Source organism: Sphingomonas caeni, assembly GCF_026013415.1.
Lineage (GTDB): Bacteria > Pseudomonadota > Alphaproteobacteria > Sphingomonadales > Sphingomonadaceae > Sphingomonas > Sphingomonas caeni.
In genome coordinates this window covers 1-17,382 of the sequence record NZ_JAPDOK010000001.1, presented here as the reverse complement: position 1 = coordinate 17,382, position 17,382 = coordinate 1, and the positions used below count along the sequence as shown (strand labels likewise).

The 17,382-nt window shown below is 65.8% G+C and carries 16 protein-coding genes and 1 pseudogene; 7 read left to right on the top strand and 10 right to left on the bottom strand.

Features of this window, described 5'->3' with window-relative positions; translation table 11 throughout:
* Positions 1–3: 3 nt before the first annotated feature.
* The 4 genes from OF829_RS00085 to wecB all read right to left on the bottom strand — a co-directional run bounded on the left by OF829_RS00085 (position 4) and on the right by wecB (position 3,879).
* Positions 4–228 (bottom strand): hypothetical protein, encoded by a 225-nt coding sequence (locus OF829_RS00085; protein ID WP_264937912.1) that lies wholly within the window; start codon positions 226–228, stop codon positions 4–6.
* Between the two features lie 404 nt (positions 229–632).
* Positions 633–1,418: a metallophosphoesterase family protein gene (locus OF829_RS00080; RefSeq protein ID WP_264937911.1), complete on the bottom strand. Its 786-nt coding sequence runs from the start codon at positions 1,416–1,418 to the stop codon at positions 633–635.
* 48 nt (positions 1,419–1,466) lie between these two features.
* On the bottom strand, positions 1,467–2,765 hold the full coding sequence (wecC, locus tag OF829_RS00075; protein WP_264937910.1) for a UDP-N-acetyl-D-mannosamine dehydrogenase: 1,299 nt from the start codon (positions 2,763–2,765) through the stop codon (positions 1,467–1,469).
* Entirely contained in the window at positions 2,749–3,879 is a 1,131-nt protein-coding gene (gene wecB / locus OF829_RS00070; protein WP_264937909.1) for a non-hydrolyzing UDP-N-acetylglucosamine 2-epimerase, read from the bottom strand. The genes wecC and wecB overlap by 17 nt, the downstream gene beginning before the upstream one ends.
* 72 nt (positions 3,880–3,951) lie before the next feature.
* Here wecB and OF829_RS00065 point away from each other — a divergent pair, with 72 nt between their 5' ends.
* The 3 genes from OF829_RS00065 to OF829_RS00055 all read left to right on the top strand — a co-directional run bounded on the left by OF829_RS00065 (position 3,952) and on the right by OF829_RS00055 (position 6,528).
* A complete protein-coding gene (locus tag OF829_RS00065; RefSeq protein ID WP_264937908.1) occupies positions 3,952–4,713 on the top strand; it encodes a glycosyltransferase family 2 protein in 762 nt (253 codons plus the stop codon).
* Positions 4,714–4,778: 65 nt separating this feature from the next.
* Positions 4,779–5,696 carry an ABC transporter ATP-binding protein gene (locus tag OF829_RS00060; protein WP_264937907.1) on the top strand — a complete coding sequence of 306 codons (918 nt, stop codon included), beginning with the start codon at positions 4,779–4,781 and terminating at the stop codon, positions 5,694–5,696.
* Positions 5,689–6,528, top strand: coding sequence for an ABC transporter permease (locus tag OF829_RS00055; RefSeq protein ID WP_264937906.1), 840 nt, complete (start codon positions 5,689–5,691; stop codon positions 6,526–6,528). Before OF829_RS00060 ends, OF829_RS00055 begins: the two co-directional genes overlap by 8 nt.
* Positions 6,529–6,531: 3 nt before the next feature.
* Here the strand turns inward: OF829_RS00055 and OF829_RS00050 are convergent, their stop codons facing one another.
* Both OF829_RS00050 and gmd read right to left on the bottom strand, forming a co-directional pair.
* Complete coding sequence (locus OF829_RS00050) at positions 6,532–7,467, bottom strand: GDP-L-fucose synthase family protein (protein ID WP_264937905.1); 936 nt, start codon at positions 7,465–7,467, stop codon at positions 6,532–6,534.
* Entirely contained in the window at positions 7,464–8,537 is a 1,074-nt protein-coding gene (gmd, locus tag OF829_RS00045; protein ID WP_264937904.1) for a GDP-mannose 4,6-dehydratase, read from the bottom strand. The genes OF829_RS00050 and gmd overlap by 4 nt, the downstream gene beginning before the upstream one ends.
* Before the next feature lie 280 nt (positions 8,538–8,817).
* Between gmd and OF829_RS00040 the strand changes: the two genes are divergently transcribed.
* The 4 genes from OF829_RS00040 to OF829_RS00025 are packed head-to-tail and all read left to right on the top strand — an operon-like array spanning position 8,818 to position 14,494.
* Entirely contained in the window at positions 8,818–10,179 is a 1,362-nt protein-coding gene (locus OF829_RS00040) for an O-antigen ligase family protein (protein ID WP_264937903.1), read from the top strand.
* A 34-nt stretch (positions 10,180–10,213) separates the two neighbouring features.
* Positions 10,214–10,948 (top strand): polysaccharide biosynthesis/export family protein, encoded by a 735-nt coding sequence (locus OF829_RS00035; RefSeq protein ID WP_264937902.1) that lies wholly within the window; start codon positions 10,214–10,216, stop codon positions 10,946–10,948.
* A gap of 13 nt (positions 10,949–10,961) precedes the next feature.
* Positions 10,962–13,217: a GumC family protein gene (locus OF829_RS00030; RefSeq protein ID WP_264937901.1), complete on the top strand. Its 2,256-nt coding sequence runs from the start codon at positions 10,962–10,964 to the stop codon at positions 13,215–13,217.
* Positions 13,217–14,494, top strand: a complete 1,278-nt coding sequence (locus OF829_RS00025) for a hypothetical protein (protein ID WP_264937900.1) — start codon at positions 13,217–13,219, stop codon at positions 14,492–14,494. Before OF829_RS00030 ends, OF829_RS00025 begins: the two co-directional genes overlap by 1 nt.
* Here the strand turns inward: OF829_RS00025 and OF829_RS00020 are convergent, their stop codons facing one another.
* The 4 genes and pseudogenes from OF829_RS00020 to OF829_RS00005 form a co-directional block, all read right to left on the bottom strand.
* A complete protein-coding gene (locus OF829_RS00020; protein ID WP_264937899.1) occupies positions 14,495–15,472 on the bottom strand; it encodes a UDP-glucuronic acid decarboxylase family protein in 978 nt (325 codons plus the stop codon). It abuts the gene before it with no gap.
* Positions 15,469–16,635 (bottom strand): DegT/DnrJ/EryC1/StrS family aminotransferase, encoded by a 1,167-nt coding sequence (locus OF829_RS00015; protein WP_264937898.1) that lies wholly within the window; start codon positions 16,633–16,635, stop codon positions 15,469–15,471. The genes OF829_RS00020 and OF829_RS00015 overlap by 4 nt, the downstream gene beginning before the upstream one ends.
* A complete protein-coding gene (locus tag OF829_RS00010) occupies positions 16,610–17,200 on the bottom strand; it encodes an acyltransferase (protein ID WP_319951526.1) in 591 nt (196 codons plus the stop codon). The genes OF829_RS00015 and OF829_RS00010 overlap by 26 nt, the downstream gene beginning before the upstream one ends.
* Positions 17,200–17,382 (bottom strand): annotated as a pseudogene (locus tag OF829_RS00005) (hypothetical protein); the annotation flags it as partial. The gene OF829_RS00010 and the pseudogene OF829_RS00005, both read right to left, overlap by 1 nt.

The window sequence follows — 17,382 nt, the reverse complement described above, 5'->3', positions numbered from 1 at the left end:
AGATCACGGCGAGGTCGGATGACCCTTCTTCTGCAGCGCGATCACCGCACCGGCGATGACGGCAGTCAGCGCGAGCAGCGACACGATGGCAGTCGAACCCTTGATTTCGCTCTCACCACGAACCTGCTCGGTGGCGGGCTGGGGAGCAGCCTGCTGCGCGACAGCCGCCGACGAAATAGTCACCAGCGAGAGCGCCGCAGCGATCGATACTAGGCCCTTGAATTTCACCTTTAATTCTCCCTCTTAAGCCTGCTGCCCTGCTTTACCGGGCGCGGAATATCGTATCCCAAGCCTACTGTCCAGCTACTTACTCTGCAAACCCGGGTTTCAACGTCCCCGCTGCGATAGCTCGCGTTGATGGACAAAACCCTAACTCCGCAAAGCCGGAACTGTTCCTTTGCCCGGCTTGCCTACGCGATTTCCCCAGAAGTGGCAAGCTGAAGCGGGGTGTTTGCGCGTCTGCGGGGGGCTCTGTTGCAGCAAGGCAACAATCGTTTCGCAGCCGCGTCATCGAACCGTGAGCGCGGGCGCGCCGCAAGGCTATGGTTAACGGGGAAAACTGCCGTTCCGGGGCCTTTTCGGGGATCGGGGGCCGGACGGGGAAGAATCGCCGCGAGCAGGCCCTTCGCCGCTCAGCCGGGCCCTGTCCCAGTTTGAAGCAGCCAGCGTTCGCCGCCCTCGAACCCCATCGCGGTGAGCACGCCCGAGGCATAGGCGCCGGTATCGAGGCCGATTCGGTGGGGCAGCGTCTCGACCGCATCGGCGATGCTATGGCCATGGACAACGATCTTCTCGAGCGTGCCGCGATAATCGAGGAAATCGTCACGGATCCAGCGCAGGTCGTTGATCTTCTGGCGGTCGAGCGGCTTGTCCGGGCGGACGCCGGCATGGACGAAGACATAGTCGCCCGCGAACACCATGTCCTCGAAATCGGCCATGAAATCGAGATGCGCCTCGGGCACGCGCTGCCTGCTGATCTCGAGCAACTGCTCGATGCTGGTGCGCGTATATTCCTCGCCGGTGACGCCATAGCTCTGGATCGTGGTGTCTGCCCCGATCCGCAGCGCATAGCGGAGCGCGCCGATGCTGCCGGTGCGCATCGCCTGGAGGAACACCTCCTCGTGATTGCCGAGCAGGATGTGCGTTTCGGGATGACGTGCCTTCACGTCCATCAGCCGTTCGACCACGCCCTTCGAATCGGGGCCGCGATCGATCAGGTCGCCGAGGAAGATCAGGCGGATTTTCGCCGGACCGCGGGCGATATTGTCTTCGTCGATCATCGCCAGCAGCTGATCGAGCAGATCGGCACGCCCATGGATATCGCCGATCGCATAGATGCGTTCGCCGGGCGGCACCGATGCCTGGAGCGCCACCGGAGCAGGGCTGGGGCGACTGGTTTTGAACAACTTGCCGAACATGGGATCGCCCGACCCTATAACGGCTGACGTCCGATAGGGGAACCGGGCTTAGCCGGCGAGACGGAGCGAGGGGGCTTCGTCGTCGCCCGAGGGCTGATCGGGCCAGATGCCGCGCGTGTCATAGACCAGCTTGGCGCCGCGTTCGGAGAGCGGGATCGACTTGAACACCTCGTGATCGACCAGCACGACGAACACCGGGCAGGTGTCGATCGCGGTGTCGATGTCGATCAGCTGCGCCCCGGTTTCGGCCAGCGACGGCGGAAGCTGCGCGGCATAGGGTTCGACGATCCGGATCTGCTTGCCGTAGCGCGCCGCCAGATGCTCGGCGACCTTGAGCGCGGGGCTCTCGCGGAAATCGTCGATATTGGCCTTGAAGGCGAGGCCCAGGCACGCGACCGGGGCGCCACCGGCGCGGTCGATCAGCGCCTCGGCGCGGGCGATGGTGTAGTCGGTCTTGCCGTCATTGACCTCGCGCGCGGTGCGGATCAGCCGGGCATTCTCGGGATCGCCATGGACGATGAACCAGGGGTCGACCGCGATGCAGTGGCCGCCGACGCCGGGGCCGGGCGAGAGGATGTTGACGCGCGGATGGCGGTTGGCGAGGCGGATCACCTCCCACACATCGATCCCCATCCCCTCGGCGATCACCGACAGTTCGTTGGCGAAGGCGATGTTGACATCGCGGAAGGCGTTTTCGACCAGCTTGGTCATCTCGGCCGCGCGCGCGGTGGTGGTGACACAGGCGCCGCGGACGAAGCGGCGGTAGAATTGGAGCGCCTTGCGGCTGCAGCGCGCGGTGATGCCGCCGATGCAGCGGTCGTTGTCGATCAGCTCGACGACGATCCGGCCGGGCAGCACGCGCTCGGGGCAATAGGCGATGGCGATGTCGGGTGTGCCCGCGCAGTGGCCGGGGACCTTGAGGTCGGGGCGGAGCTGGGCGAGGAATTCGGCGAGCTTCTCGGTGGTGCCGACGGGCGAGGTCGATTCGAGGATCACCGTGTCGCCGGCCTTGAGCACGGTGGCGACGGTGGTGGTGGCCTTGAGCACATAGCCGATATCGGGCGAGTGATCCGCGTTGAAGGGGGTGGGGACCGCGATCAGGAAGACGTCGCTCGGCTCGACCCGGGTGGAGGCGCGCAGCGTGCCGCGCGCGACCACGCCCGAAACGAGGCCGTCGAGGTCGATCTCCTCGATATGGACCTTGCCGGAGTTCACCGTATCGACGACGTCCTGCCGGACATCGACGCCGAGCACCATCGCGCCGGTACGCGCGATCACCGCGGCGGTGGGCAGGCCGATATAGCCCAGACCGATAACTGCAACCTTGAGCTCAGACTCCGGCGCCATTGGCGACAATCCCCGCGATCCTCTCGGACGCATGGCCGTCGCCGAACGGATTGTGGGCGCGCGCCATGGCCGAATAGGCACTGGGTACGTCGAGGAGGGTTGAGATTTCGGAAACGATACGGTCGGCGTCGGTGCCGACCAGCTTCGCGGTGCCGGCTTCGACTCCTTCGGGGCGCTCGGTGGTCTCGCGCATGACGAGCACGGGTTTGCCGAGCGCGGGCGCTTCTTCCTGGACGCCGCCCGAATCGCTGAGAGCGATTTCGCACATCTCCAGCGCGCGGATGAAATGGGGGTAATCGAGCGGTTCGATGCGGGCGACATTGTCGCGTTCGCCCAGGATCGCATCCATCGCGACCGCGACATTGGGGTTGGGATGCATCGGGAAGAGGATCGCGGTGTCGCTGCGGTCGGCGATGCGGGCGAGGGCGCGGGCGATACCTTCCATGCCGCCGCCGAAATTCTCGCGGCGATGGGTAGTCACGAGGATCAGGCGCTTGCCGGCGAAGCGCGCGGCGATCTCGTCGAGGCCTGACGCGAGGCTGGGATTGGCGGCGATCTTCGCGCGGGTCCAGTGGAGCGCGTCGATCACGGTGTTGCCGGTGACATGGATGCCCGCGGGGTCGATATTCTCCCTGAGGAGCGCATCGGCCGCGGTCTGGGTGGGCGCGAAATGCTGGTCGGCGATCGGCGCGACGATCCGGCGGTTAATCTCCTCGGGCCAGGGCTGGTAGATATTGCCCGAGCGCAGCCCCGCCTCGACATGGCTGACCGGCACCTTGCGGTAATAGGCGGCGAGCGCGCCGACCATCGCGGTGGCGGTATCGCCCTGGACAATGACGCGATCGGGCTTTTCGGCGTCCATCACGTCGCCGAGTCCGGTGAGCAGGCGCGCGGTCAGCCGGTCGAGCGTCTGGCCGGGCTCCATCAGGTCGAGATCGACGTCGGGGGTGAGACCGGCGATCGCCAGCACCTGATCGAGCAGCCCGCGATGCTGGGCGGTGACGCAGGTGCGTACCGTCATCCCGCCATGATCGCGCAGCGCCGCGATGACGGGGAACAGCTTGATCGCCTCCGGCCTGGTGCCGAAGATGGTGAGGATACGGGGTCCGCTCATGCTCTCGCTCTAGCCTTCCTCCCTTAAAACCGGGCTAACCCAATCGCGTTTGCTTTGCTAAGCGGCGCGACGATGCCTGTCCGCAAAATCTCCGTCGTCACCGTCTGTTACAATCCGGGCGAGATCCTCCTCGAGGCGATCAAGTCGGTTCAGGCGCAGGATTTCGCCGATGTCGAGCATGTCATTATCGATGGCGGATCGAAGGACGGGACGCCGGATCGGGTCGCGGCGGTGCTGCGGCCGGGCGATGTGTTCGTCTCGGAGCCCGACAAGGGCATTTACGATGCCATGAACAAGGGGATCGCGCGGGCCAGCGGCGGCGTGATCGCGCTGCTCAACGCCGATGATCACTATGCCGATGCCGGCGTTCTGAGCCGGGTCGCGGCGGCGTTCGATTCGGGTGGGACCGATGCGGTGCTCGGCGACGTGACCTTCTTCAGGCCGGGCACGCCGGACAGATCGATCCGGCGCTACAATAGCGGGATGTTTCACCCCAAGCGGATCGGCTGGGGGTGGATGCCGGCGCATCCGGCGATGGTGCTGACCAAGGCGGCCTATGAACGCGTCGGGAATTACCGCACCGACTTCAAGATCGCCGCGGATTTCGACTTCATCGTCCGAGCCTTTGCCAAGCACGGGCTGAGCTACACCTATCTGCGCGACGTGTTCGTGAAGATGCAGGTGGGGGGCGTGAGCACCGCTGGCGGGGCGTCGCGCGGGATCATCGATGCCGAGATGCTGCGCGCCTGCCGCGAGCATGGCATCCGGACCAACCGGGCGATGATGCAGTCCCGCTATCTGCTCAAGGTGCTGGAGCTGGTGCGGCGCAGCTGATCCTTGACGTGCCCCTTGTCAGTGTATTAGTCGGATAAAACAGTTGTGAAAGGTGAGCCCGTCGGATGCATGAAGACCCGGTTCTGGAGATAACGGAGCTCAGCAAGACCTATGGCCGAAAGGCCGGGGGCGTGCGGGCGGTGCAGGATGTGTCGCTCACCGTGCGGGCGGGGGAGGTCTATGGCTTTCTCGGCGCCAATGGTGCGGGCAAGAGCACCACGATCCGGATGCTGCTCGGGCTGATCACGCCCACATCGGGCAGCGTCCGACTGTTCGGCAAGGATCTGCGCCATGGCGAGCCGTCGCGGCGGCTGGGATCGCTGGTCGATGGCGGGGCCTTTTATCCGTTCCTGTCGGGCCGCAAGAATCTCGATGTGCTTGCGCGGACCCAGGGGCTGGGGACCGAGCGGATCGATCCGCTGCTCGCGCAGGTTGGGCTCGAGAAGGACGGCAAACGCAAGGTGAAGGGCTATTCGACCGGCATGCGCCAGCGGCTGGGCGTGGCGGCGGCGTTGCTCAACGACCCCGACCTGGTGATCCTCGACGAACCCGCCAACGGGCTCGACGCGGCGGGCATCCAGGAGATGCGGCGGCTGATCCGCTCGCTGGCCGAGGAGCATGGCAAGACCGTGTTCCTCTCTAGCCACCTGCTCAACGAGGTGCAGCAGGTGTGCGACCGGGTGGCGATCATCGACCGCGGCGTGCTGATCCGCGAGGATACGGTGGAAGGCATCCTCAAGACCGAGGAGAGCTTCCACATCGTTGCGACGCCGCTGGACGCAGCGCGGGCGGCACTGGTGGAGAGCTGGCCGTGCGAGATCGAGGGCGACGGGCTGCAGGTCCGCGCCGGAAGGGCCGATGCGCCGGAGATCTTGCGGCGGCTGGTCGCGGCGAAGGTGGATGTGTTCAGCATGGCCCCGCACCAGCGCACCCTGGAGGAGGCATTCCTCGCCATCACCGGAACGGAGACGGCCGATGCGTAACCTGATCTCGGCCGAATGGACCAAGATGCTGCCGCACAAGGGCACCTGGTTCCTCGTCTGGCTCTATCCGGTCCTGTTCTTCGTGATCTTCGCAATCACGATCATGGTCGCGTCCAAGGGCACCAAGCCGGAAACGGTGGCGGGGTGGATCGAGGACACGTCGGTGGTGTGGCACATCGCCTCGATCAGCCTGGGGCGGTATCTGATCGCGGGTTATTTCGCGGTGGTGTTCGCCGGCGAATATGGCTGGAACACCTGGAAGCTGGTGGTGCCGCACGCCTCGCGGTGGAAGCTGCTCGGCTCCAAATATCTCGTGACCCTGGGGCTGCTCTACATCGCCTGGATCGCGACCGCGCTGATCTCGGTGCTGATGCGCTATCTGGGGTCGGCGGTGTCGGGCGAGGCGCTGCCGCAAGGCCTGACCCTCGGCACGATCCTGTACGAGCATGGCAAGCTGCTGCTGCTGGGCATCGCGCCGCTGCTGATCACCGCGGGCTATGCCACCACGGCGGCGATATCGACCCGATCGACCCTGGCCACGGTCATCATCTCGATCGTGCTGGTCACGCTCGACGAATTGCTGGGCAAGATCGTCCAATGGCTCAGCAGCTATGGCATGGAATGGCCCGCCATCCCCTACCGCATCCTGCCGGGCTATCACCTCCAGAACCTGGCGAGCTGGATGGCCGAGGGCGCGGGCTTCCAGGCCAAGCTCGCGACCGGCACGGTGATCGCCTATTCGGAGACGGTGTCGCTGTTGGCGATCGCGGGGTGGGTCGTGGGGCTCGCGGGACTGGTCCTGTGGGTCTTCCGGCGCCAGGACATCAACTGAGGCTCAGGCGCGGTTGGCGAGGAACCATTCATAGGTCTTCGCCAGCCCGTCCCTCAGCGAGGTCTTCGGCGACCACCCCATCGCACGAAGCTTGTCGGCGGCCATCAGCTTGCGCGGGGTGCCGTCGGGCTTGGTGGGGTCGGCGACGATCTCGCCTTCGAAGCCGACGACCTCGCAGATCAGCCTTGTGAGCTCGCGGATCTCGAGGTCCTCGCCGCTGCCGACATTGACATGGCCGGGCGCCGAATAGGCCTTCATCAGGAAGACGAGCGCGTCGGCGCAATCGTCGGCGTAGAGGAATTCGCGGCGCGGGGTGCCCGTGCCCCACATCACCAGCTGCTTCGCGCCCGCCAGCTTGGCCTCATGTGCCTTGCGCATCAGCGCGGGGACAACATGGCTGGTCTCGAGATCGAAATTGTCGCCGATTCCGTAGAGGTTGGTCGGCATCGCCGAGATGAAGTCGCAGCCATATTCGGCGCGGTACGAATCGCCGAGCATGATCCCCGCGATCTTGGCGATGGCATACCATTGGTTGGTCGGCTCGAGCGGCCCGGTGAGGAGCGCGTCCTCCTCGATCGGCTGGGGCGCCATCTTGGGATAGATGCACGAGGAGCCGAGCAGCATCAGCTTTTCGGTGCCCGCGAGCCGCGCCGCCTCGGCGATGTTCGCCTGCATGATCAAGTTCTTGTAGAGGAACTGGCCGGGATAGCTGCTGTTCGCGAGGATGCCGCCGACCTTGGCCGCGGCCATGAAGATCGCGTCGGGCTTGTTGGCGGCGACCCAGTCGAAGGTCTGGCGCTGGTCGGTCAGGTCGAGTTGGCCGCGGCCGGCGGTGAGCACCTCGCAGCCTTCGCTCGCCAGCCGCCGTACCAGTGCGCCGCCGACCATGCCGCGGTGCCCGGCGACGAAGACGCGCTTGCCTTCGAGCGAATAGCTCATCCGTTCGAGCGCCCCACCGGCGCATCCGCCATCACCTTGAGATCGGCCTGGACCATCTCGATGGCGAGTTCGTGCGCGGTCGTGGTGTGGACCCAACCGAGCTTTTCACGTGCCTTGCTGGCATCGCCGATAAGGAGATCGACTTCGGTCGGGCGGAAATAGCGCGGATCGATCGCGACGCGCAGTTCGCCGGTCGCGGCGTCGAAGCCCTGCTCGGCCTCGCCTTCGCCTTTCCATGCGATCGTCACGCCGACCTCCTCGAACGCCCATTCGACGAACTGGCGCACCGACACGGTCTCGCCGGTCGCGAGGACATAGTCGTCGGGTTCGTCCTGCTGGAGCATCCGCCACATGCCCTCGACATATTCGCGCGCATGGCCCCAGTCGCGCTTGGCGTCGAGATTGCCGAGATAGAGCGTCGCCTGCCGCCCCAGCTTGATGGCGGCCACCGCGCGGGTGATCTTGCGCGTCACGAAGGTCTCGCCGCGCATCGGGCTTTCATGGTTGAACAGGATGCCGTTCGAGGCGTGCATGCCGTACGCCTCGCGGTAATTCACCACGATCCAATAGGCGTAGAGCTTCGCCACCGCGTACGGCGAACGCGGATAGAAGGGCGTCTTCTCGGTCTGGGGGATTTCCTGGACCTTGCCGTACAGCTCCGAGGTCGAGGCCTGGTAGAAGCGAGTGGTCTTCTCCATGCCGAGGATACGGATCGCCTCGAGCAGCCTGAGCGTGCCGACCGCGTCGGCATTGGCGGTATATTCCGGGGTCTCGAAGCTGACCGCGACATGGCTCTGCGCGGCGAGATTGTAGATCTCGTCGGGCCGGGTTTCCTGGATGATCCGGATCAGGTTGGTGCTGTCGGTCAGGTCGCCATAATGGAGCTTGAGGTGCGGGTCCTCGACCTGCGGCTCCTCATAGATATCCTCGATCCGGCCGGTGTTGAACGAGGAGGAGCGGCGCTTGATACCGTGCACTGCATAGCCCTTGGCCAGTAGGAGCCGCGCCAGATAGGCGCCGTCCTGCCCGGTGATGCCGGTGATCAGCGCGACGGGGCGCTTGCTGGTCATGCTCGATTGCCCTCCATTTGGGGCGCAACTGCCCGATAATGACGATGAGGCCAAGCGCGATTATCTGTTTGCGACCCCGGTTGCGGAGCATCGCATGGCCACCTATACCGCCCCGGAAGCCGCAGGGGGCCGGGCCGCGATGCCACGGATTTCGCGGAGAAATATCAAGGGGTTTGGCTTGCGGAGATTTGCGATATTCGGGCCGGCGAAGCGCCGGTCTTCGAGTGGTTCGCGACTGCGCCTCTCGGGATTGCCGGGCGACATCCCGGCGCGCTTCTGGGTGTTGGCCGCTTTTGTTGCGCTCGTTTTTCTGACGGGGGGCGGATCGCGCGACGATGTCGCGTCGCTGGTGATCCTCCGGCCGGCCTGCGCTTTCTTCGCCGCCTATGCGCTCACGGCCGCGAGACCGGGCGATTTCGCGCGGCTGCGCGTGCCGATCCTGCTGCTGGTGGCGCTGGGCGGATGGATGATCCTTCAGCTGATCCCGCTGCCGCATGGGCTGTGGAGCGCGCTCCCCGGGCGCGCGGCGATCGCCGCGAACGATCAGCTCGCCGGACTCGGCGAGATCTGGCGGCCGATCTCACTGGCGCCATCCAAGACGATGAATGCGCTGGGATCGCTGATCGTGCCGATCACCGCGCTGATGCTCTATGCGATCCAGGCCGAAGACGACCGGCGGCGGCTCCTGCCGGTCTTCCTGATCGTCGCGACGGTCAGCGCGCTGTTCAGCCTCGGCCAGTATGCGATGGGGTCGGGGCCGCTCTATCTCTATCGGATGACCAATATCGGCGAGGCGGTCGGGCTGTTCGCGAACCGCAACCACAATGCGGTGTTCCTCGCCACCACGCTGCTGATCGCCGCCTGGTTGCTGACCGATCTCCACCGGCTGCGCACCGGCGTGAACTCGGCCAAGCCGATCCTCTACGCCGCCGCTGCATTGCTGGTGATCGCGATCCTGCTGATCAACCGGTCGCGCGCGGGCCTGCTGATCGGGCTGCTCGCGATCGGTCTGGGCGTGGCCCTCTATCTGACCGGGCTCCGGCGTGGGAGCGATGCGCATGCCCAGCAGCTCTCGCCGCTGCGCTGGCTGCCGATCGCGGGCGTGATCGGCGTGTCCGCGCTGGGCGCGGCGGCGCTGTTCGCCAATTCGGGGTCGTTCGACCGGCTGGTGTCGCTGTCCGTCGCGGAGGAGTTGCGCGCGCAGGTGCTGCCGCAGATCATCCAGATGGCGAAGGACCATTGGGTCTTCGGCACCGGCTTCGGATCGTTCGAATATGTCTATCGCAGCTATGAGACCAGCCAGTTCCTGCGCGAGGAATATCTCAACAATGCGCATGACGATTGGCTGCAATGGATCATCGAGGGCGGATTGCCGGCGATCCTGATCGCGCTGGGCTTCATGGGCTGGCTCGCCGGCGTGGTGCTGGGGCATTGGCGTGCGCGTCTGACGAACCTGCCGCGCACCCAGATGGCGGCGATGGCGCTGGGCGTACTGCTCCTGCTTCTTTTGGCGAGCGCGCTCGATTATCCTCTCCGCGTTCCGTCGATGATGTTGTACGCGGTCTTGATGGTGGCGTTTCTTGCCGACACGCCCGAGCCGGCGGTGAAGATCAAGCGGCGGTCGGGCGGCGGCAGGGCCTGACGGGAAGGATGCGGCACAGGTGAAGGAAAATCGCATGACGTTGAGATCGGGCCTCGCGCTGGCCGCGGGCTGTCTGATGGCGCTCGCCCTGTCGGCATGCGGCAACCGCGCGCCGGGGCCGATCGGCCAGGCGCCGGGGATGCAGGTCGCGCAGCTTTCCGACCTGCCTCGGCCCTCCGCCTCGGACCGCATGACCGAAAACGAACCCTATCTGCTGGGCCCACTCGATAAGCTCGAGGTCGAGGTCTACGGCGTGCCCGACCTGAAGCGCACCGTGACGGTCGATGCCAATGGCACCTTCGCCTTTCCGCTGGTCGGCGAAGTGCAGGCATCGGGGCTTACTCCAAGCCAGATCTCGCTGGCGCTGGCAGGCAAGCTCAACGCCTATATCAAGAATCCGCAGGTCACGGTGAACGTGCTCGAGCGCGTCAGCCAAAATCTCACCGTCGATGGTCAGGTCGCGCGGCCGGGCCAATATCCGGTGGTCGGGCGCCAGACGCTGATGCGGGCGGTCGCGATCGCGGGCGGCACCACCGAATATGCCAAGCTCGACGATGTCGTGATCTTCCGCACCGTCCAGGGCCAGCGCTATGTCGGGCTCTACAATCTCGGTGCGATCCGGCGCGGCAATTATCCCGATCCCGAGATCTTCGCCAACGACATCATCATCGTCGGCGATTCGGCGGAACGGCGCCGGTTCCAGGACATTCTGCAGGCGATGCCGGTGCTGACCGCGCCGCTCATCCTTCTCACCCAGGCTTTCAAGTAGGTTCGCGACCCGTATGAACACCATCACCTACGAAGAGGCACCGTTCGATCCCGCCGCCGCGGCCGCCATCGACACGCCGATGGCGCGAGCCCGGCGCTTCGACGAGCGCGCGCTGTCGCTGGCCGAACGCTATTGGCAGGCGGTGCTCAACCGCAGGCTGATGATCCTGGGGATCGTGCTGGTCGCGATGGTCGTGGGCGTGATCGTCACCCTGATGGCGACCCCGCAATATCGTGCGACCGCGCGGCTGGAGATCGCGCGCAACCAGCCCAAGGTGCTTTCGGTGCAGGGCGTCGAGGTTGAGGACCGCGGCCGCGACATCCAATTCTACGAAACCCAGTATCAGCTGCTGCGCGCCAAATCGCTCGCCGAGCGCGTCGCGCGGGCGCTGAGCCTGCAGAATGACGACAGCTTCTTCGCGAAGTTCGGCGGGCCGAAGGTCGAGGAAGGCGCCTCGCGCAAGACGCGGAGCGCCGCCGATCAGGCCGCGCGGCTGAACGACGCGGCGGGCATCCTGCTCCGCAATGTCGAGATCCAGCCGGTCGGCAACTCGAACCTGGTCGATATTCGTTTCAGCAGCCCCAGTCCCGATCTGTCCGCGCGTGTCGCCAATGCCTGGGCGCAGGAATTCATCCAGGCCAATCTCGAGCGCCGTTTCACCGCGACCGCCGATGCGCGCGGTTTTCTGGAGCAGCGGCTCAGCCAGCTCCGCACGCGGCTCGAGGCCTCGGAGCGCGAACTCGTCGCCTATGCCACGGGCAAGGGCATCGTGACGCTTTCCTCGGGCGGCGACGCGTCGGGGAAGGGCAAGGGCGGCGGCGGCGAGCGCACGCTGGTGATGGACGATCTCGCGGCGCTCAATTCGGCGCTGGCCCAGGCGACCTCCGAGCGGATCAGCGCCGAGGCCGCGCTGCGCGCCGCGGTGAACAATCCCAATGCCCCGTCGCAAACGACGATCGCGTCGCTGCGCCAGCGCCGCGCCGAGCTTGCGGGCCGCTATGCCGCGTTGCTCACCAAGTTCCAGCCGGGCTATCCCGAGGCCGAGGCGCTGCGGACCGAGATCCTGACGATCGACCAGTCGATCGCCGCCGAGCAGGGCCGTTCGCGCAGCGATGCCGAGGCTGCGTATCGCGGCGCGCTCGCCAAGGAGAATGAGCTGCGGGCGCGGTTCGAGACGTTGAAGACCAGCTATAATGGCCAGCGCAACAGCATGATCGAGTATCAGATTCTCGATCGCGAGGTCGATACCAACCGCCAGCTCTATGACAGCCTGCTGCAGCGCTACAAGGAGATCGGCGTTGTCGGCGTGGGGTCGAACAACGTCTCGGTCGTGGACCTGGCCGATGTGCCGGGGCTCCCCTATGATCCCGATCTGGCGACCAATTTGGCGATTTCGGTGCTGCTCGGGCTCGTGCTCGCGGCCGCGCTGGTGGTGATCGCCGAAGAGGTCGATCAGAGCCTGCGCGATCCGGCGGACGTCCAGCGCGAGCTCGGGCTGCCGCTGCTCGGCACCATCCCGCGCATCGACGACAAGGAAGTCGGTGGCGAGCTGCGCGACAAGAAGACGCAGCTCTACGAATCCTATCTGGCGGTGCGTACCAACCTGTCGTTCCTCACCGATCACGGGGCGCCGGGGGTCTTCATGCTCACCAGCTCGCGGCCCAACGAGGGCAAGAGCCTTTCGGCCTATGCGCTGGCGCGGCTTTTCGGCGAAACGGGCGCGAAAATCGTCCTGATCGACGCGGATATGCGCAATACGCGGCTCGACGACCTGATGGTGCTCGATCCGGAGCGGCCGGGCCTCAGCAATTATCTGTCGGGCGCGATCGACGCGACGGAGATCCTCCAGCGTCCCGAAGGCCAGAATTTCGAGATGATCGCCGCCGGGCCGATCCCGCCCAACGCCGCCGAGCTGCTCGCCTCCGAACGCTTCCGCAACCTGCTCGCCCAGCTGCGCGAAAGCCACGATCATGTGATCATCGATGCGCCCCCGGTCCTCGGCCTCGCCGATGCCCCGCTGCTCAGCCGGTCGGTCGATGGCGTGCTGTTCGTGATCGAGTCGAATGTCGGCAAGCTTCGCCTCGTCCGCGGCGCGCTCAAGCGGCTCGAACTGCCGGGCGCCAAGATCTTCGGCGCGCTCGTCACCAAGCTCGATGCGCGTAACATGACCTATGGCTACGGCTATGGTTATGGCTACGGCTATGGCGGCTATGGCTATGGCCGCGCCCGCGCCGCCAAGGAAGCGGCGGCGGCGGCCGAAGCCGCCTGATGCCGGACGAGACGACAGGCTTCGCGCCCCCGGCGCTCGTGATCTGGGGCGGCGCGCTGATCGCGGCGCTGTGGCTCGCGCTGACCGCGGCGGGCGCGGTGACGCAGGAGATTGCGCCGCGCGCCGCGCTGATGCTCTTCCCCAAGAACGGCTTTGCCTATCAGAACCACGCCACGGCAGGTTCGATGGGCAAGACCGCCGCGGTCCGCGACATGCGTGTCGGGCCCGAGCAGCTGGCCGAGGCGCGCGAGGCGCTGCGCCGCGAGCCGCTCGCCAGCGGTGCGCTCATGCTGATCGGGATCGAGCGCGACGCAGCGGGAAAGCATGACGAGGCGGCGACGCTGATGGTCGCGACGCATACGCTCGACAAGCGCGAGCTCGTCGCCAACGCCTGGCTGATCAACCATTACGGCACGATGCCCGGCGATCATTCGGAACAGGTGCTGGGGCTGCTCGACGAGGCGCTCAAGGTCAAGCCGGAGCTGGGGCAGCAATATATGCCCGCCTTCGCGCAGGCGCTGGCCAATCCCGATACCATTCCGGTATTCCTGCGGCTGTTGCGCGCCAAGCCGAGCTGGGAACTGAATTTCTGGCGGGCGGTCGCCGCCAACGATGCCGCGTTGCCCAATGCCGAGGTGCTGCGTTCGCGCATGCTGACCGGGCGCGACGAGCAGAGCGACGTCGATGCGATGCTGATGGCGTCGTTCATCCGTGTGAAGCGGATGGATCTGGCGCTCAGTTTCGGCAAGGGCCTGCCCGCGAAGCCGGGCGACCGCGACAATCTGCTGCGCAATTCGAGCTTCGAAGACCTGCCTTCGATGCCTCCGCTCGACTGGGAGCTGATCAGCGACGGCCGGATCGGCTCGGCGATCGATGAGGGCCGCGGCACGCTGATCATCAACGCGATCGCGGGATCGGGCGGCACCGTCGCGCGCCAGCTGATCGCGATGCCGCCGGGCAGCTATCAGCTGCTGGTCAAGCTGGGCCGTGCGGAGTTCACCCGCGGCAGCGACCTGACCGTGCGCGTGCACTGCGCCGAATCGGACGATCCGGATATCCCCGCGTTCAGCGAACGCGTGGACACCGATCTCGACAAGCCGTTCGTCGTCGCCGAGGACAGCCGCTGCAGCTTCTACTGGATCGACCTGATGTTCTCGGCGTTCGATTCCTCGACGCCGGCATCGACCAGCGTCGCGGAAGTGCGGATCATCCGCGCCCGCAAGCAGCAGGAAACCGAGGCGCCGGCGGAGAAGACCGACGGGAAGCCGCCGGAGTAACTACCGCCGCGCGATGCCGCTGTTGCTCAGCACCTTGTCGAAATAGGCGATCGTCGCGGTCAGCCCTTGCTCGAGCTGCACCCTGGGTTCCCAGCCGAGAATCGACTGGGCCTTGGCGATATCGGGCTTGCGCTGGCGGGGATCGTCCGAGGGCAAGGGCTTGTGGACGAGCTGCGACCTGGAGCCGGTGAGGCGGATCACCGCCTGGGCCAGCTCGATCATCGTGAACTCGCCGGGATTGCCGAGATTGATCGGGCCGGTGACCTCGTCGCCGGTGCCCATCAGCCGGACGAACCCTTCGACCAGATCGCTGACGAAGCAGAAGCTGCGCGTCTGCTGGCCGTCGCCATAGATGGTGATGTCGGTCCCCATCAGCGCCTGGACGATGAAGTTCGAGACCACGCGCCCGTCATTGGGATGCATGTTCGGGCCATAGGTGTTGAAGATGCGCGCGACCTTGATCTTCGTGCCGTGCTGCCGGTGATAGTCGAAGAAGAGTGTCTCGGCGCAGCGCTTGCCCTCGTCATAGCAGGAGCGGAAGCCGATCGGGTTGACGTTGCCCCAATATTCCTCGGGCTGGGGATGGACGTTGGGGTCGCCATAGACCTCGCTGGTCGAAGCCTGGAAGATCTTGGCGCCGACGCGCTTCGCGAGGCCGAGCATATTGATCGCGCCGTGCACGCTGGTCTTGGTCGTCTGGACCGGATCGTGCTGGTAATGGACCGGCGAGGCGGGACAGGCGAGATTGTAGATCTCATCGACCTCGACATAGAGCGGGAAGGTCACGTCGTGCCGCTGGATCTCGAAATTCGGATTGCCCAGCAGGTGCGCGACATTGGTCTTCTGGCCGGTGAAGAAATTGTCGACGCAGAGCACGTCGGCGCCATCGGCGAGCAGGCGCTCGCACAGATGGCTGCCGATGAAGCCGGCGCCGCCGGTGACGAGGATCTTCTTCTTCTGCAGGGTTTCGAGCGTCACGCGGGTTCGTCTCCATTCTGAAGCGCCTCGCGGACGCGCTCGATGATGTAGTCCTGCTCTTCGGCAGAAAGATAGGGGTGCATCGGCAAACTCAGCACTTCCGCGGACAGCGCTTCGGACGTGGGCAGGCCGTTGCCGACAAAGGGATAGTGGCGGTACGCGCCCTGATGGTGGAGCGGGCGCGGATAATAGACCGCGGTGGGGACGCCAACCGCCTTGAGGGCGGCCTGGATCGCATCACGGCGGGCGGCGGGGACCTTGAGCGTGTATTGGGCCCAGACGGAGGTGGTGCCTTCGGGCATGGGCGGGACTGCGGCGATATCGGCGAAGGCGGTGTTGTAACGCGCGGCGACCGTCTGGCGGAGTTCGACCTCCTCCTCGAAGACCTTGAGCTTCTCGAGCAGGATCGCGGCCTGGAGCGTGTCGAGCCGTCCATTCACGCCGATCCGCTCGATATCATATTTGTCGATCGTCGAGCGGCCATGGAGGCGGATGCTCCGGCAGATCGCGGCGAGCCCCGCCTCGTCGGTCAGGATCGCGCCGCCGTCGCCGTAGCAGCCGAGCGGCTTGGCTGGGAAGAAGCTGGTCGCGGTGATCGTGCCGAAGGTGCCGACCTTGCCCTGGGGCGAATGCGCGCCGAGCGACTGGGCGGCGTCGGCCATGATCCAGAGATCGCCCGCCGCGGCGCGGATCGCGTCGTAATCGGCAGGCAGGCCGAACAGGTCAACGACGATGATGCCGACCGGCCTCAGGCCCTTTTCCTTCGCAAGCGCGATGCCGCCGGCGATCCTGGCGGGATCGACGTTGAAGTCGTTCGCATCAACATCGATGAAGATCGGCGTCGCGCCGAGCAGGGCGATCGCCTCGGGCGTGGCAGTATAGGTGAAACCGGGACAGAGCACCGCGTCGCCGGGTCCCAGGTCCAGCGCCATCATCCCGATCAGCAGCGCATCGGTGCCGCTTGCGCAGCTAATGACGTGCTTCGCGCCGGTGAGGTCGGCAAGCGCGGTCTCGAACGCCGCGATCTCCGGGCCCATGATATATTGGCCGTGATCGAGCACGCGCGCGATCGCGGCGTCGATCTGGGGACGCAGGCGTGCCTGTTGCGCGGCGAGATCGATAAACTCGATCGGGCGTTCAATCGATGCGTTCGAGTCCGCCATGCGCTTCCCTGTATTTCGATCCGTCGATGGGGCAGACCAAGTCCGCGCCCAGCCTTGCCCCGGCCTTGCTCATCCAGCCGATCCGCCGCGCGGGCACGCCGGCCATCACCGCATATGCGGGGACGTTCTCGGTCACCACCGCGCCCGCGCCGATGAAGCAATATTCGCCGAGCGTGTTGCCGCAGACGATGGTGGCGTTCGCTCCGATCGAGGCGCCGCGCTGGACCAGCGTGGGGCGCGCTTCGTCCATCCGGCGCACCTCGGCGCGCGGATTGTTGACGTTGGTGAAGACGCAGCTCGGCCCGCAGAACACGCCCTCGTCGAGCGTGACGCCGGCATAGATGCTGACATTGTTCTGGATCTTGCAATTGTCGCCGATCATCACGTCGGGCCCGGCCATGACATTCTGGCCGAGGCTGCAATTGCGGCCGATCTCGGTCCCCGGGAGGACGTGGCAGAAATGCCAGATCTTCGTGCCCTCGCCGATCTTGGCGGGGCTATCGACATAGCTGCTCTCGTGGATCAGCGCGCCGGGATGGTCGGGGTGTTCCTTCATCTCGCTCATCAGGCGCGCACCACCTTGGGGGAGCCGATCGCGCCGCAGGCGTTGCGGGTGTCGACAACGAGCTTCGCATGGGCGACGAGGTGGCCCCAATCGATCCCGTCATGGTCGGTGGCGATGAGGACGACGTCGTAGGTTGCGAGGTTTTCGGGCGTGAGCGCGACCGACTTGCGGCCCGCGAATTC

Bases quoted from the DNA above. Each gene is read 5' to 3' on its own strand.
- OF829_RS00080 (WP_264937911.1), bottom strand. From the start codon at position 1,418: ATGTTCGGCAAGTTGTTCAAAACCAGTCGCCCCAGCCCTGCTCCGGTG.
- wecC (WP_264937910.1), bottom strand. From the start codon at position 2,765: ATGGCGCCGGAGTCTGAGCTCAAGGTTGCAGTTATCGGTCTGGGCTAT.
- wecB (WP_264937909.1), bottom strand. From the start codon at position 3,879: ATGAGCGGACCCCGTATCCTCACCATCTTCGGCACCAGGCCGGAGGCG.
- OF829_RS00065 (WP_264937908.1), top strand. From the start codon at position 3,952: ATGCCTGTCCGCAAAATCTCCGTCGTCACCGTCTGTTACAATCCGGGC.
- OF829_RS00060 (WP_264937907.1), top strand. From the start codon at position 4,779: ATGCATGAAGACCCGGTTCTGGAGATAACGGAGCTCAGCAAGACCTAT.
- OF829_RS00055 (WP_264937906.1), top strand. From the start codon at position 5,689: ATGCGTAACCTGATCTCGGCCGAATGGACCAAGATGCTGCCGCACAAG.
- OF829_RS00050 (WP_264937905.1), bottom strand. From the start codon at position 7,467: ATGAGCTATTCGCTCGAAGGCAAGCGCGTCTTCGTCGCCGGGCACCGC.
- gmd (WP_264937904.1), bottom strand. From the start codon at position 8,537: ATGACCAGCAAGCGCCCCGTCGCGCTGATCACCGGCATCACCGGGCAG.
- OF829_RS00035 (WP_264937902.1), top strand. From the start codon at position 10,214: ATGACGTTGAGATCGGGCCTCGCGCTGGCCGCGGGCTGTCTGATGGCG.
- OF829_RS00030 (WP_264937901.1), top strand. From the start codon at position 10,962: ATGAACACCATCACCTACGAAGAGGCACCGTTCGATCCCGCCGCCGCG.
- OF829_RS00025 (WP_264937900.1), top strand. From the start codon at position 13,217: ATGCCGGACGAGACGACAGGCTTCGCGCCCCCGGCGCTCGTGATCTGG.
- OF829_RS00015 (WP_264937898.1), bottom strand. From the start codon at position 16,635: ATGGCGGACTCGAACGCATCGATTGAACGCCCGATCGAGTTTATCGAT.
- OF829_RS00010 (WP_319951526.1), bottom strand. From the start codon at position 17,200: ATGAGCGAGATGAAGGAACACCCCGACCATCCCGGCGCGCTGATCCAC.